The sequence below is a fragment of the Paenibacillus sp. 01L418 genome (assembly GCF_056400045.1).
Genome location: NZ_JBFTSN010000050.1, coordinates 13,649 through 28,922, shown reverse-complemented (window position 1 = coordinate 28,922; position 15,274 = coordinate 13,649). Strand labels below are relative to the sequence as shown.

The 15,274-nt window shown below is 47.1% G+C and carries 11 protein-coding genes and 1 pseudogene; 9 read left to right on the top strand and 3 right to left on the bottom strand.

Features of this window, described 5'->3' with window-relative positions:
- The 4 genes and pseudogenes from AC1DSE_RS09810 to AC1DSE_RS09795 all read left to right on the top strand — a co-directional run.
- On the top strand, nucleotides 1-349 hold a 349-nt coding region (locus AC1DSE_RS09810; protein ID WP_477527632.1), incomplete at its 5' end, for a 4Fe-4S dicluster-binding protein.
- A 1-nt stretch (nucleotide 350) separates the two neighbouring features.
- Nucleotides 351-1,450: pseudogene (locus tag AC1DSE_RS09805) on the top strand (amidohydrolase family protein).
- A gap of 70 nt (nucleotides 1,451-1,520) precedes the next feature.
- Entirely contained in the window at nucleotides 1,521-1,748 is a 228-nt protein-coding gene (locus AC1DSE_RS09800) for a hypothetical protein (RefSeq protein ID WP_477510567.1), read from the top strand.
- Between the two features lie 101 nt (nucleotides 1,749-1,849).
- On the top strand, nucleotides 1,850-3,322 hold the full coding sequence (locus tag AC1DSE_RS09795; protein WP_477510568.1) for a CoA-acylating methylmalonate-semialdehyde dehydrogenase: 1,473 nt from the start codon (nucleotides 1,850-1,852) through the stop codon (nucleotides 3,320-3,322).
- A 69-nt stretch (nucleotides 3,323-3,391) separates the two neighbouring features.
- On the opposite strand, the gene AC1DSE_RS09790 is transcribed toward AC1DSE_RS09795, so the two are convergent.
- Nucleotides 3,392-4,636, bottom strand: coding sequence for an MFS transporter (locus AC1DSE_RS09790; protein WP_477510569.1), 1,245 nt, complete (start codon nucleotides 4,634-4,636; stop codon nucleotides 3,392-3,394).
- 215 nt (nucleotides 4,637-4,851) lie between these two features.
- On the opposite strand from AC1DSE_RS09790, the gene AC1DSE_RS09785 reads away from it, so the two are divergent.
- Together AC1DSE_RS09785 and AC1DSE_RS09780 are read left to right on the top strand one after the other, a co-directional pair.
- Nucleotides 4,852-6,027, top strand: a complete 1,176-nt coding sequence (locus tag AC1DSE_RS09785; protein WP_477510570.1) for an exonuclease SbcCD subunit D — start codon at nucleotides 4,852-4,854, stop codon at nucleotides 6,025-6,027.
- Complete coding sequence (locus tag AC1DSE_RS09780; RefSeq protein WP_477527631.1) at nucleotides 6,024-9,116, top strand: AAA family ATPase; 3,093 nt, start codon at nucleotides 6,024-6,026, stop codon at nucleotides 9,114-9,116. Before AC1DSE_RS09785 ends, AC1DSE_RS09780 begins: the two co-directional genes overlap by 4 nt.
- Nucleotides 9,117-9,194: 78 nt before the next feature.
- On the opposite strand, the gene AC1DSE_RS09775 is transcribed toward AC1DSE_RS09780, so the two are convergent.
- Entirely contained in the window at nucleotides 9,195-9,692 is a 498-nt protein-coding gene (locus AC1DSE_RS09775; RefSeq protein ID WP_477510572.1) for a hypothetical protein, read from the bottom strand.
- A gap of 63 nt (nucleotides 9,693-9,755) precedes the next feature.
- Here AC1DSE_RS09775 and AC1DSE_RS09770 point away from each other — a divergent pair, with 63 nt between their 5' ends.
- Nucleotides 9,756-10,136 carry a DUF423 domain-containing protein gene (locus tag AC1DSE_RS09770; RefSeq protein WP_430063522.1) on the top strand — a complete coding sequence of 127 codons (381 nt, stop codon included), beginning with the start codon at nucleotides 9,756-9,758 and terminating at the stop codon, nucleotides 10,134-10,136.
- 151 nt (nucleotides 10,137-10,287) lie between these two features.
- Complete coding sequence (locus AC1DSE_RS09765) at nucleotides 10,288-12,189, top strand: putative bifunctional diguanylate cyclase/phosphodiesterase (RefSeq protein WP_477527630.1); 1,902 nt, start codon at nucleotides 10,288-10,290, stop codon at nucleotides 12,187-12,189.
- 59 nt (nucleotides 12,190-12,248) lie between these two features.
- On the opposite strand, the gene AC1DSE_RS09760 is transcribed toward AC1DSE_RS09765, so the two are convergent.
- On the bottom strand, nucleotides 12,249-12,791 hold the full coding sequence (locus AC1DSE_RS09760; RefSeq protein ID WP_477510574.1) for a hypothetical protein: 543 nt from the start codon (nucleotides 12,789-12,791) through the stop codon (nucleotides 12,249-12,251).
- A gap of 659 nt (nucleotides 12,792-13,450) precedes the next feature.
- On the opposite strand from AC1DSE_RS09760, the gene AC1DSE_RS09755 reads away from it, so the two are divergent.
- On the top strand, nucleotides 13,451-15,196 hold the full coding sequence (locus AC1DSE_RS09755) for a collagen-like protein (protein ID WP_477527629.1): 1,746 nt from the start codon (nucleotides 13,451-13,453) through the stop codon (nucleotides 15,194-15,196).
- Nucleotides 15,197-15,274 lie beyond the last annotated feature (78 nt).

The window sequence follows — 15,274 nt, the reverse complement described above, 5'->3', positions numbered from 1 at the left end:
GCGCTATTCGGATTGGGGAGATCTAGACCTTAATTACGCGGTCGTTGCACGAATTGAACAGGATACTTGCATCGTTTGCAATAAATGCCATATCGCTTGCGAGGATACTTCGCATCAGTGTATTGAGCGGCATATAGACGATACTGGCGCAGCATACCTGAAGGTTCGCGAGGAAGATTGTGTAGGTTGCAACCTTTGTTCTATTGTTTGCCCGGTTGAAGGTGCGATTGAGATGGTAGAGGTTCCCTCGACGGAGCCGGCTCTAAGCTGGAATCAACGGCAAGCGGCAATTGCGTCACTAGGAAAAAGCAATGATTCTGACGATGGCGATAAGAAGGAGGCTGTATAGGATGACGGTGAGGCTCATTAAAAATGGGGTTATTGTAACGGCAGCCGACACATATAAAGCTGATGTGCTGATTAAGGAAGGCATCATCGCCAAAATCGGTATTGACCTCGAATCGGAAGCGGATGAGATTATCGATGCAACAGGCAAATACGTATTTCCAGGCGGCATTGATCCACATACCCATCTTGATATGCCGTTTGGCGGCACGGTTACGGCGGATGATTTTGAGACAGGCACAAAAGCTGCAGCTTTCGGAGGAACTACAACGATTGTTGATTTCTGCTTGACGACGAAAGGGAAACCACTGAAGGAATCCATTGCGGCATGGCATCAAAAAGCAGACAGTAAAGCCGTTATCGATTATGGCTTTCACCTCATGATTAGTGAAATAAACGATGCAGTGCTTGCCGAGCTTCCATCGATTATTCGTGAAGAGGGCATTACCTCGTTGAAGGTGTTTATGGCGTACAAAAACGTGTTTCAAGCGGGGGCGAAACCTGTCCACAATATTTGGTGCTCGATCAGTCGCAGCTGGAGAAGCCGGATTTTGAAGGTGCAAAATACGTTTGGTCGCCGCCTCTTCGTGAAGCGCATCATCAAGAGATTCTTTGGAATGCACTGAAGAGCGGCCAGCTGCAAACGCTGGGTTCGGACCACTGCTCTTTTAATTTTGACGGACAGAAGGATTTGGGGCGGGGGGATTTCAGTAAAATTCCAAATGGCGGCCCCGTTATAGAGGATCGATTCTCGCTATTTTATTCGGAGGGMGTTCATCAAGGGCGCATTACGCTTAATCAATTCGTAGACATTGTATCGACGCGCAGCGCCAAGCTGTTTGGTCTTTTTCCCCAGAAGGGGACGATTGCCGTTGGCAGTGATGCGGATATCGTCATCTTTGATCCGCTAGCAGAGCGTATTCTCTCAGCTGAAACACATCATATGAATGTCGATTATAACCCGTTTGAAGGATTGAAGGTGACAGGCTTGCCCGTTAGCGTGCTATCACGCGGTGAATTTGTCATTCAAGATTGTCAATTTGTTGGCTCTCTAGGGGCTGGACGATATGTGAAGCGGGCTCCTTACAAGGGGGATAATCGATAGCTGCTTGTCCCAACGCTGCTTCGCGACATGAGGGATAAAGGGAAGCCATAGCGCCAAAGGAGGAAGAGAAATGTCCGCCTATGAGCAATTCGTCGAGGAGAAAAACAAGATTGATGCGTATTTGAATCAGGAGTATGTCATTACTGGCGTGCGTGAAGGGCTGAGCGGCGATTGGCTGGAGCTTAAGCACCCCGGCGGTGATGAAGCTTCGCTGCTCATTGAGACGGCGGATGCTCGCAAATATTTTGTTAATGTGCTTCTTAAACAAGATGTTAGAGAACAAAAAGACGTGCAGTAAAAATTTGAGCATAGATTTCCAAAAGGAGATAGCTCCTTGAGTGCGACAAAGGATAAAAGGTTTGTTCCCAACGATAATTAACAAACATAGGAGCTGATAGGATGGCTATAGAACCTATTTCCCTACAGGATCCGCTTAAATTACGTAATTTTATAAACGGTGTTTGGGTGGAGTCTGTAAATGGACGAACAGATAAAGTGATAAATCCGGCTACAGGCGCAGTAATCGCTTATGTCCCATTATCCGTTCAAGAGGATGTTGAAGCTGCTGTGCATGCTGCGGAGCAGGCTTATCCAGCATGGAGCAAAACCCCTGTTCCACGCAGGGCGAGGGTGCTGTTTCGTTACTGGCAGCTTCTGCAGGAGCATGCGGAGGAGCTGGCGGAGATTATAACGATGGAGAACGGAAAAAGCTACAAAGAAGCGGTCGGAGAAGTGCAGCGCGGCATCGAAAATGTGGAGTTTGCGGCAGGAGCGCCGACGCATATGATGGGCGCAACGCTTGCAAACATTGCAACGGACATCGATTCGGAGCTGTTCCGGGTGCCGCTTGGTGTAGTGGGAGGCATCACGCCATTTAATTTTCCGATGATGGTACCGTGCTGGATGTTCCCGCTTGCCATCGCGCTTGGCAACACTTTTGTGCTCAAGCCATCAGAACGTACGCCGCTTACCGTTAACAAGCTTGCGGAGCTATTGCGGGAAGCGGGATTGCCGGATGGTGTACTGAATGTGGTGCATGGCGCTAACGATGTTGTAAATGTATTGACGAGCAGTCCCAGTGTTAAGGCCATTTCATTTGTCGGCTCGCAGCCTGTTGCCAAATACGTATATGAACGTGCTGCGTATAACGGCAAAAGAGTTCAAGCGCTTGCCGGCGCCAAGAACATCCATATTGTAATGCCGGACGCGCATATCGATAAAACGGTTGAGAACATCATTGCCTCATCCTTTGGCAGTGCTGGTGAGCGATGCATGGCTTGCTCTGCTGTCGTTGCAGTCGGTGATGGGAGCAGCTTTATGAAGGCGCTGCAAGCTGCAGCGGAAGCGATGATCATCGGTTCGGGAATGCGCGATGACGTCACCTTAACGCCAGTCATACGCGATGAGCATCGCAAGCGCATCGAAAAGTATATTGCGAGCGGGATTGCTGAAGGGGCTGCGCTTCTACTTGATGGCAGGCTTGCAACGGAGCGCAGCGGCGAAGGATATTTTCTTGGACCGACGATTTTTGACCAAGTGAAGCCTGAAATGACGATTGCCACGGAGGAAATATTTGGTCCAGTATTATCTGTCCTGCGCGCGGAAGATTTAAATGAGGCGCTTACTATAGTGAATAGTTCTAGATTTGGTAATTCAGCAGTCATTTATACGGAAAATGCTAAGGCGGTTCGTCAATTCCGCGAGGAAGCGGAAGCCGGTATGCTGGGTGTTAATGTAGGCGTGCCAGCACCAATGGCTTTTTTTCCATTTTCGGGCTGGAAGGACTCTTTCTACGGAGATTTGCATGCCAATGGAAAGGATGGAGTGGAATTTTATACGAAGAAAAAAATGATAACATCGAGATATTTTTGATAAGGCTGCCTAGTATAAAAAATGCCCCCGCAGCGTGCTGAGCTTCAGCACTGGCAGGGGCATTTCTATTTACAATATTGCATTCCTATTTCTAAGCATGCGATAAAGAATGATCGAAGTGACCGAGCAGGCAAGCGCACATGCCCCGATGAATAGATAACCGCCTTGCAGACCTGCAACGAGGCTGGCATGTGAGTTTTCACTTCCGGCAAACAGCTGCTTCGTCCATTCTGTAATGGCGCCGATAGCGAGGTTGCCGATGACACTCGCTATACCCATTAAGGTTACGGTAAAGGTAATAGCGGTATCGGCGTTGTTTGGGTAACGTTTGGCAAGCAGGGCCATGACGGTTGGATAGATTGGGGCGATACCAACTCCTGCGAGTGCAAACAAAAAGGCACCTGGTTCACCGATGATAATGGCTGCAACTGAGCATAACCCAGAAAAAGCAGATAGTAAAATGAGCGATCTCGTGTAGCCAATTTTGTCAGTGACGGGACCGAGAACGAGCCTTGCGAGCATAAAGCAGAAGAAAAAGGCAGATAGCATTTTAGCCGAAGCATCGCCGCTCCAACCGTAAGCCTTCTCCAAAAAGTTAACGAGCCAACCGCCAACAGCAAGCTCCGATATTACTCCGAAAGATAGCACGACGACAATGAGCCAAGCGATCTTGTCACGAGCAAATTCCTTTAAAGTGATTCGTTCCTCGTGTTTTTGCTCATCACCGGCATATTTTGCGAAAAGTCCTGGAAGCATGGGCAAAATCGAGAGCGCGAGCATAAGCATGTACATTCCCCGCCAGCCTAGCGCAGAGCCAAATACTTGAACACCTATCAGCGAAGCAGCAATGATCGGGGCAAAGGTTGAGCTGAGCCCATAAAAAAAGTGTGCGAGGTTCATCATCGTGCCTGTGTTTTTGATGAAAATTCGAGCGGCAAGGATGGCTAGCGCGATTTCCAGCATCCCATTTCCGACATACATGAGGAAATAAGCGGATGAAAGTGAGGTGTAATTGGCTGCAAAATAGATGCAAACACCCGATACCGCCATAGAGCCAAATGTGAGCACCAAAGTGAGCTTCATTCCTGCTTTGCGGGTAAGCCACCCGGTAAAGCTGCATGCAAGCAAATAGCCAAGGGAGTTAAATGCTAACAAAATTCCGACTTGCAGCTCGTCAAGCTTCAACTCACTCTGCATTCTAGGAAGCGCAGGCCCTTTAATATTTTCAGAGAAGCCAAAGATGAGAAAACCTCCGAATACGACAGTAAGCAGCAGTATGTAGTTTTTGGATAAAGTAGATGTGAAACGAGACAATTTGGTAGTCCTCCATCGTTGTCATTATAATAGGAATAGAGTTTGATAAACGTATGCCGTGTCTAACTTTATCGTGTATTTATGTGATGTGCAATAGATAGCGGAAAGCAATTTCAGCTTTACTATGCGGCATGATGAATCGGATGTTAAAATAAATGATAGACCAATAACGTGTTAAGATAGATAGAAATGCAAGGAAGGGATGTTTGTGACGAATGAAGCTATTTCATACTGCGGACTGGCATTTGGGCAAGCTCGTTCAAGGCGTATATATGACAGAGGATCAGCGTTATGTTCTGATGCAGCTGCTGCAAGCGATCGAAATCGAACGGCCGGATGCGGTCATTATTGCTGGCGATCTCTATGATCGGGCTGTACCGCCTACGGAAGCGGTAGAATTGCTTGATGAGCTGCTCAGCCGGATCGTCATCGATTTAGGTACGCCAGTGCTTGCAATATCAGGGAATCACGACAGTCCAGACCGTATTAATTTTGGTACAAAAATGATGGAAAATCGCGGTTTATATTTGGCGGGACAGCTTCGCAAAACGCTCGGACCAGTCGTGCTAAATGATGAATTCGGCGAGGTTCACTTCCATCTTGTTCCGTTCGCAGATCCTGCGCAAGTACGCTACGTGTTTGGCGATGAATCCATAAAAACGCATGACGATGCGATGCGGGCAGTTACAGCAAACATTGCTGAGTCTATGAATCCAGAAGCTCGGCATGTGTTTGTCGGGCACGCTTTTGTTACGGCAACCGGAGAGCCGGAGCTTAATACAAGCGACTCCGAGCGGCCATTGTCTGTTGGCGGAGCTGAACATGTGAGTGCGGCTTATTTTGAGAAATTTAATTATACAGCGCTTGGACATTTGCATCAGGCCCATTTCGTTCGCAATCACAAGATAAGGTATGCGGGTTCCCCGCTTAAATATTCGATTTCTGAGGAAAACCATGCGAAGGGTTATTTTGTCATTGAGCTTAATGAAGCGGGTGAAGTGGAGATCGAGAAGCGCGAGCTGCTTCCGCTTCGCAACATGCGCCGTGTAACTGCTACTATTGAAGAGATAACGAAGCATGAAATAAACGAGGATTATGTTTTTGTTACTCTTTTGAATGATAATCCCGTATTGTTTCCAATGGAGAAGGTGCGTGCGGTTTATCCGAATGCGCTTCATGTGGAACGCAGGCCATTATCTTCAGGCAGCCATTCGAGCGATGGCAGCAGCTTGGACGCTGGAGTGGCAAAAGGACGGCGTGAGGCTGATCCAATCGAGCTGTTCGCAGCTTTTTATCAAGAAGTAAAGCAGCAACCACTCTCGGAAGCGAAAAAACAGTTGTTTGCGAATACGTATGCAGAGCTGCTGCGTGAGGAAGGAGGTATGCTATGAGGCCAATCAAATTAACAATGACAGCTTTCGGCTCCTATCGAGACACGGAAACGATTGATTTCAGCATGCTGGAGGATCGACGCCTGTTTGTTATTTCAGGCAATACAGGCGCAGGGAAAACGTCAATTTTTGATGCGATTTGTTTTGCTATCTATGGAACGGCTAGTGGAGAGGATCGAGCTGATCCCCGTATGCTTCGCAGTCATTTTGCTGCAGAAGAAATACACACCGCGGTTCATTTCGATTTCGCTATCGGTCGGAGAAGCTACTTGGTCCTTAGGCAGATGCCTCATCGCAAGGGCGGGAACAAAAGTGAAACAGGCGGTAAATGCGAGCTGTACGAGACGACTAGCGGGGAACCCATTCCAGCTGTAGACCGTTTTATTTTGTCTGACGTGAATGCTAGGCTGGAGCAGATTATTGGCCTCACCAAGGAGCAATTCAGTCAGATTGTCATGCTTCCGCAGGGAGAGTTTCGAAAGCTGCTGACTTCCGATACGGATAATAAGGAAGAGATTTTGCGCCGAATTTTTCGGACAGAGCTGTATGAGCGTTTGGAAAATCGTTTTCAGCAAAAAAATCGTGCGCTGCAGKATCAATTGAAAGAAGCAAAAGCGACTCTTAATGCTTATATGAAGCAAGTACAAGAGGCGCTGCCAGAGCGAGAAAATAGTAAGCTTGTTGAAACCTTTGAGCAGGAAGTATATAGTGCGACGCAAGTGACGGACGCTTTGGCGCTGGAGTTCGAATTTTATATGAAGCTTGCAGGAGAAGCGGAAGAGCAAAAGGAGCTGCTTGCAGGAAGGCTTGAAGCGGCAGAAGTGCAGCTGAGGCTTGCGATGACGCTGAATAGCAAGTACGAGGAGCATGCGAGGAAGCGGATGCAGCTTGAGCAGCTGGATGGTCAGAAGCCGGAATATGGCTTGAAGGAGCAGCGACTGGCGCTTGCTGAAAAAGCAGCCCATTTGGCACCATATCAGGAGCATGCTGAACGAACCGCTGCTGATGCGAAGTTGAAGCGGGAACAATTTGCTACGAGGCAAGCGGAGCTGGAAACCGCGGAGCGCGACTTTAAGGTTGCAGTTGAGAGGTTTGCAGTAGAAGAGCAGCGCGGCGACGAACGGCGAGAAGCGGAACGTGAGCTCAGCAAATTGCAAGAGATGGCTCCAATCGTAAGAACGCTCGCTAGCCAGCAGCAAGCGATCGACAAGCTCGTACTTGCGGAGAAGGGTTGTACAACTAAGCTTGAGGCATTGGATGCAGAGCTAATAAAGCTGCGAGAAGCGAAGCTCGCTGCAAATGCACAAGTGAAGGAAACAGAGCTTGAAACGGCAGAGCTGACAGATAAGCTGGATCAGCTGCGTCTTATTGAGCAGCAGGGGAAACAATTAAAGCGAGTAGTTGACGTCGAGAAAGAAATGACGAGAATCGCTCTATTAGAGAAAGAATTCGCTCAAACTCTCAGCAAAACAAAAGACAACCACGATCTGCTTGAGGCTGCATGGCTTGAGGGGCAAGCGTCACTGCTGGCTGCCCATCTGCATGAGGGCATGCCTTGTCCTGTGTGCGGCAGTGAGGAGCATCCAGCAAAGTCGGTCATACATTCAGAGATTCCTTCTCGTGAACGGCTGCAAGAGGCAAAGTTACAATTAGCTGCAGTGGAGCGGGAATGGCTTGAAGCGCGAGCACAAGCAGCTGCAGCACAAGCAACACGCGAGGACGGTGCTAAAGAGCTGGCGGAATTTGGATTGAAAGCCGTCATGCTGGAGGAGCAACGAGCGCAGCTGCTGCAGCTTTGGCGCGGCCTTAAGGAAGAAACGGACAAGCTTCTATTGAAAGTGAAGCAGCTTCCTGAGCTCAAGCAGTTGATCGAACGTCAGGAGCAGCAGCTCGAGAAGCAACAGCTTAGTAAGGAACAACTACAGCAGGAGCAGCAGCGCTTAATCGTTGAGCGAACGTCACAGCAATCGGCGCTGCAGCAGGAGCTGGGCTGCATCCCAGAAACGCTGCGTACTCCTGAGAAGCTGACTGAAAAACTAAACGAGCAGCAGGTAGTTTATGACCGAATGTCAGCTGCTTGGAAATCTGTTCAAGAGCAGCAGCAAAAAATGACAGCGAAGCTGGCCGAACAGAAAGCATATGCCGTGCAATCCGAGCAGCAGCAGCAAGAATCCGAAAAAAACAAGCAGCTAGCAGAGCAGCGATTGCTGGATGAGCTCGTGAAAGCGGGTTTTGACACGGTTCAGCAATATCGAGAAGCAGCTTTGCCTGACTCAGCTAGAGAACAGTTGAAAAAAGAAATTGCTGCATACCAAGCAGCCGTTGCTTCACTTATGCAGCAGCTGGTTGAACTGCAAAGCGAGCTTGCAGGCAAACCTAGAGTTGATCTGGCGCAGCTTCAGGAGCAGCTTGCTGCTTTGAAGCAGCAGCAGGAGAAACTATTTGCCGCCGCACAAACGGCAATGCGGACGGGTCAAGTTGCTGAGCGGCTCGCTGTTTCAATTGGAAAGGCCAATGATTATGTGAGCGAACTAGAGGCTAAGCTAGAAGAGGTCATGGATATATTCCAGATGCTGAAAGGGGATAATGCGCTTAAGGTATCGTTCGAGCGCTATATTCTAATTGAGTTTTTGGAGCAGATTCTCTTTGCTGCCAATACGCGTTTGYATGATTTATCGAATGGGCAATTTATGCTGCAAAGAAGTGATCGCCTTGAAACTCGCGGCAAGCAAAGCGGACTAGGCCTCGATGTCTATGATGCGTATACAGGTCAGAATCGTGACGTGAAAACATTGTCTGGCGGTGAGAAGTTTAACGCCTCGTTATGTCTTGCGCTTGGAATGACGGATGTTATTCAATCCCACATGGGCGGCGTGACGATTGAAATGATGTTCATTGATGAGGGTTTTGGTTCACTGGATGAGGAATCGCTTCAGAAAGCAATTACAGCGCTTGTTGATTTGCAGAAATCGGGAAGAATGATCGGAGTTATATCACACGTTCAGGAGCTGAAGGATGCATTCCCGGCTTGCCTTGAGGTTAATAAGACGAAGGAAGGTTTTAGTCGGACGAAATTAACGGTGAGATAAGCGGCTTGAATAAGAAAAGCCTGCTTCGAGCGCTCCATTGAGGCTGAGACAGACTTTTTACAGCTGGCCGAAATTTAATTAGGCAACAGATGACGCAATAGAAGCAGAGCCTACAAAAAATAAGGCAATACCGCCTACAAATACGACAACGTTAAGTACAATGCCAATAACGCCAAACGTTTTACGACGCTTGCTGGAAACGGCACCGATAATAGCTAATATAAGACCTGCAAGGGAGAGTAGTCCTGCTCCAAAAATACAAACGATAGTAAGCATCATAGAAACAAGAACTTCTTGACCAAGCGCTTCGATTGAAGCTTGAAAGGCTGCTTTATCAGAAGGGTCTGCTATAACGATGTCTGTATTTGCGATCTGATCAGCGAATGAGAAGCCTGAGACGATTGCAATAATAAGCAATACGGCTGAGAGCAGCCCAATGATGAAGGATGTAATGCCAATTCCTGAATGTTTCTTAGGACCTTCATAGATGGTTTGGTCATTGGAGAAAACGGGTCTTGAACCGTAAGGCTCATTGCTGGAAGATGGATTAGCATTGTTATTGGTTTCATTTTCCATTTATATCAGCTCCTTTACTAATTACGGTAAAATTATACACAAATACGAGAGGATTGAAAACAAATGTTTCCAAAATATTTTGCAATCGGAGCAATAAACGCGGCTTTAGCCATTGCTTTAGGCGCATTCGGAGCACATGGATTAGAAAAACAATTGAGTGATCATTATTTAGAGGTTTTTGAAACAGGCGTTCGTTATCACATGTACAGCGCACTCGGTTTAATGCTAATTTCCTTGTTCGCCAAACAAATGGGGACGAGCAAGCTTGCTTTAAATGGCGGTCGATTAATTCTAACAGGAATGATCATTTTTAGCGGCAGTTTGTACGTATTATCGCTTACGAGCTTCAGCAAGCTTGGCATGATCACACCTATTGGCGGCGTTGCGATTATAGCTGGATGGATATGTATTATTACTGCAGCACTTAAGAAAGAAAGTAATTAGTTAGAAATAAATAATGAATTGACGACATATTACTCTGTATTACAACAAAAAAACAAGTTGCTTTAGTAAATATTTCTATACCAGAACGCGTACATCGTTTATAATAAAGCGAACACTGACTTGACTCGAAATAGAGGAAGGACGTTTGTGCGTGACGAAACGGATAGATGGTTTTCCTGATAGAAAGCGACAACTCCTCAAGCAATCATTGAATGGATCGTTGGTTATTAGCTGTTTGCTGGCAGCACTCGGGTTGGTCTGGATTATCGTATCATTTATATTAATTTCTAACACGATGTACAAATGGACCGCTTTGGCCATCGCTGCATCGTTAATCGTAACTGCAGTAATTGTTTATATAAAGCGAAATGTGACGTTTAGCTTCCAAAATTATCATACGGCAATTGTAGAGACCTTGCTTCGTTCAGATGCCGTTCCGCTGGCGATATTGGATAAAAACGGGATTGTCATGGAGTTGAACGAGGCGTCCGGCCGTACACTTGGTTATGACCGAACCGAGCTTCTCGGTGAAACGATCTTGACATTAGTCGAACCGGGCAGCCGGCAATTGCTGCAAGAAACATTTGAGCAGGCTTTGCTTGGTGAAACGAAACAGATCAATATTAACATTACACATGGTTCAGGTTTTCCGCTCGAGCTTCAAGTTGTTTGCTCTCCTATGATACAGATGGAAGAAGTCATCGGAACGGTAGTGATAAGCCAAGATTTAAGCGATCGCAAACGAAATGTTGAACGAATTCGCTACATGGCCTATCACGACGATATGACCGGATTGCCGAATCGCACTTTGTTTCAAATGAAACTGACGGAGACGTTGACAAGGGCGAAGGAAGAAGAACGTATCGTTGGTATTTGTTATTTGGATTTAGATCGCTTTAAGCTGGTTAACGCATCCTTTGGACGCGAATTCGGTGATATTCTTCTCATGCAAGTTGCTGAAAGACTAAATCGAGATCTTGATGACAATGATTTTGCAGCGCGTATGGAAGGCGATGAATTTGCTTTATTATTTTGCAATTTACGATCGGAGAAGCATTTGCTTGAGCTGTGCAGAAATCTCCTCAAGTCGATTGAAGAGCCCTATGAGCTGAGCGGCTTCCCGTTACATATTACAGCGAGCATTGGTTTGGTTACAAACAGCAACGCGGATGATGATAGTTATTCGCTTATCAAGAAAGCAGATATGGCGCTTGTCAAAGTGAAGGAAAGCGGGAAAAATGATTGCCTGCTTTATTCGGAGGACTGGAGCAATTCGTCATTGGAGCGACTTACGCTGCAGCATGAGATGTATCGCGCGATTCAGCGCGAGGAATTTATTTTGCATTATCAACCGCAATATGATTTGAGTTCAGGTACTATGGTTGGCGTAGAAGCGCTTGTAAGATGGAATCATCCGCTTAAAGGCATGATACCACCAGGGAACTTTATCCCGTTAGCTGAAGAGAGCGGCATGATTGTCCAAATTGGCGATTGGGTGCTGGAAGAGGCTTGCCGTCAAAACAAAGCATGGCAAGACGCTGGATTGCCATTAATGCCGGTATCCGTCAATTTATCGATTAGGCAATTTGTTCAAACGGATCTCGCAGGCAAGGTAGCGGCAGTACTTGAGAAAACAGGCCTCGATCCAAAATATTTGGATCTGGAAATCACGGAGTCGATGACGATGGATGTTAGCCATGTGTCTCGCTGTTTGCTCGACTTAACGGAATTAGGCGTTAATATTAGCGTTGATGATTTTGGCACGGGCTATAGTTCATTTCATTATTTGAAAAACTTCCCGATTGATCGGTTGAAAATTGACCGCTCCTTCGTACGTGATATTCAGCAGGACCCGAGTGATGCAGAAATCGTTGCAGCAATTATTGCAATGGCTCATAACCTGAATATTCAGGTTATCGCAGAAGGCGTGGAAACTGAAGGGCAAATGGAGTTTCTTCGCAAGCATAAATGCGATGAAATGCAAGGCTTCTTCTGGAGTCCGCCTGTATCAAGTGACAACATTGAACAAATGTTATCTCCGGGTTATGCATAAAAAAACCGTTCTATGGCTGATAAACAGTCACTGGAACGGTTTTTTTCTTCATGCGTGGATTAGTATGAGAAGTCTTCAATTTCGTTCATTCGAAACGTATACACTTGCTTCTCGTCGACATGATAAACGGTAATAATATTTTCCGACTCATCCATATTAATGATTCGGCAAGGAATGCTGAGCGTAATACCTAAGCCTTTATTAACGAGGAGCCGGATTAAGGTATTGTTTTTCATGAGTGCCCTTATTTTGTCGTAATAGCTTAAAGCTTCTAGAGCATCTGCTGCTGGTTTGTCGGCCTTTTTAGCTTCTTTTGTTTTCTCAGGAGTGGTGGTTGAAGTTCTGTTAGGTTGTACGTTGTCAGCATCTTTAGTTAAGTTAGGCGGCAAAGGGATTTCTCGGGTGGAGCTTGTATTATTCTTGCGATGTTCGATTTGCTCTCCAAGTTGGATGCCGGATAATATACGGAAATCAACAAAGTCAGAACCATTTAGCGAATGAAGCAATTGCTCAAGCGCTGCAGCGTTGTTTTTCCCTTCTACAAGCACCTCAATATTAAAAATAAAGGATGCTCGGTCTTGTGAAGAGTTATGTTTTTCCATAGGACCTCCGGACGATTCGATATAGTACTAATATACCACTAAATCGATTTTTCATGTAGTAGTGAGCAGCGATAACTCGAGTGATGCAAGAAAATGTATCCGCATTCAAATGGATAGGTACAGGATTTAGATTAAATCTGTGCTATACGGTATAAAGACCTAACTACTTATAATAAAGTTCGGCTGATCTATTTTAGCATATATTATTATTTCATTGAAACATTAAACGGAGGTTGTGATGTCAAGATTAAATGCAGAATAAATGTATAATTTTATAAAAAAACAAAAAATGGATTGTTGGTCTCGATATATTATGTAGTCTTAGTATGGGCAGGGTTAGACAGGTTAAAAGTAGTGAAAATGATAGAGTCACTTTGCCTTATTGAAGGTAGAGGTGGCTCTATTTTTAGGTATGCTACAAATGACTATTATTTAGAAAATAAGGCTTGAGTACAATCAATAACTGAGGAAAATTCATTTACTATTAATAGAGTCTGCCGATAGAGGGGTAGAGGTTTTTTTGTTTCTGGCAGAATTTTTATTTTAAATGATAAGTTTTATATAGATTTAATGATAGGGAAATTGGAATTGAAAATTTTCATCGATTCTGATTTTTTGTGATATATGAATTCGAGATTGTTGTACAAAGGATGGGGCTAATGGATATGTATTGTGGCAGCTCAAAACTTAACAGATCGCAATGTTCAAGTAGCAACTGTTCCTGTTCCGGTTCATTAAGCTGCGACGGGACGCGTAAGAAGGGGATAACTGGCGCGACGGGATCGACAGGTGAAACAGGGGCGACGGGTGCAACGGGAGTAACAGGAGTGACAGGAGCAACTGGGGAGACAGGGGCGACAGGGGCGACAGGGCCGACAGGGCCGACAGGAGCAACGGGAGCAACGGGAGTAACAGGGGCAACAGGAGCGACAGGGGCGACAGGAGCCACGGGAGTAGGAGTGACAGGTGCAACTGGGGCAACGGGCACGACAGGAGCGACGGGAGTAGGAGTGACAGGAGCAACTGGGGCAACCGGAGCTACAGGAGCGACGGGAGTAGGAGTAWCGGGTGCAACGGGRGCAACCGGCGCTACAGGAGCGACAGGRGTGGGAGTGACGGGTGCAACCGGGGCAACAGGCACGGCAGGAGCGACAGGGGTGGGAGTGACGGGTGCAACCGGGGCAACAGGCACGACAGGAGCGACGGGAGTGGGAGTGACGGGTGCAACCGGGGCAACAGGCACGACAGGAGCGACGGGAGTAGGAGTGACGGGTGCAACAGGGGCGACGGGCACGACAGGAGCTACTGGAGTAGGAGTGACAGGAGCAACCGGGGCCACAGGTGCCACAGGAGCGACGGGAGTAGGAGCAACAGGGGCAACCGGAGCTACAGGAGCGACAGGAGCGACAGGGGTAGGAGTGACGGGTGCAACCGGGGCAACCGGCGCTACAGGAGCGACGGGAGTGGGAGTAACGGGTGCAACGGGAGCAACCGGAGCTACAGGTGCGACGGGAGTAGGAGTGACGGGTGCAACTGGGGCGACAGGAGCTACGGGAGTAGGAGTGACCGGAGCAACCGGCGCTACAGGAGCTACGGGAGTGGGAGTGATCGGAGCAACCGGGGCAACCGGCGCTACAGGAGCGACGGGAGTGGGAGTGATCGGAGCAACCGGGGCAACCGGCGCTACAGGAGCGACGGGAGCTACGGGAGTAGGAGTGACAGGAGCAACAGGGGCAACCGGAGCTACAGGAGCGACGGGAGTGGGAGTGACGGGTGCAACAGGAGCAACCGGCGCTACAGGAGCGACGGGAGTAGGAGTGACTGGTACAACTGGCGCAACAGGAGCAACAGGAGTAGGAGTAACGGGTGCAACGGGAGCAACAGGTGCGACAGGTGCGACAGGAGCCACTGGTCCGAACTTTGCTGCTGAAGGATTTTCAGCATTTTTGTCTTCTCTTACTTTATCAGCAACGGGTCAGCTTATTAACTGGTCTGTAGCGAATCCTTATTATGGAAATGCGAATTTCAATGCCGCAACAGGCAATTACACGATACCGGTCACTGGTAGATATTCTATTTTAGCAACAGTAAATTATATAACCACTGCAGCTATTGGCGTAAGCCTCGGAGCTGGAGTAAACCCTTTCTTTCTAGTTCAAAGAACATCGCCTACTACAACAAGTTTGGTTACTGGATTATTACCTATTTTGAATGTTAATATTGCATTGCTTCTAACCTTAAGAGCTGTACTTGGTAATGGAACAGTAACTTTGGCAGGTGAGGTTACGCTCTCCGCTGGAGATGTTATTGGGCTTTACTACAATGCGAACGGTCTGACAATATCACTTAATATAGGCGGCGGTTCTACAAATGGTGTAGTTTGGTCTATGCACGAACTTACGTAATATTCAATCATTCATTTCGTTAATGGAGGTCAAATCTACTAGGCATATGACTTCTTTTGGAATAAATTCAGATAATGT

Coding starts and splice junctions, on each gene's coding strand:
- AC1DSE_RS09800 (WP_477510567.1), top strand. CDS start 1,521: ATGTCCGCCTATGAGCAATTCGTCGAGGAGAAAAACAAGATTGATGCG.
- AC1DSE_RS09795 (WP_477510568.1), top strand. CDS start 1,850: ATGGCTATAGAACCTATTTCCCTACAGGATCCGCTTAAATTACGTAAT.
- AC1DSE_RS09785 (WP_477510570.1), top strand. CDS start 4,852: ATGAAGCTATTTCATACTGCGGACTGGCATTTGGGCAAGCTCGTTCAA.
- AC1DSE_RS09775 (WP_477510572.1), bottom strand. CDS start 9,692: ATGGAAAATGAAACCAATAACAATGCTAATCCATCTTCCAGCAATGAG.
- AC1DSE_RS09770 (WP_430063522.1), top strand. CDS start 9,756: ATGTTTCCAAAATATTTTGCAATCGGAGCAATAAACGCGGCTTTAGCC.
- AC1DSE_RS09760 (WP_477510574.1), bottom strand. CDS start 12,791: ATGGAAAAACATAACTCTTCACAAGACCGAGCATCCTTTATTTTTAAT.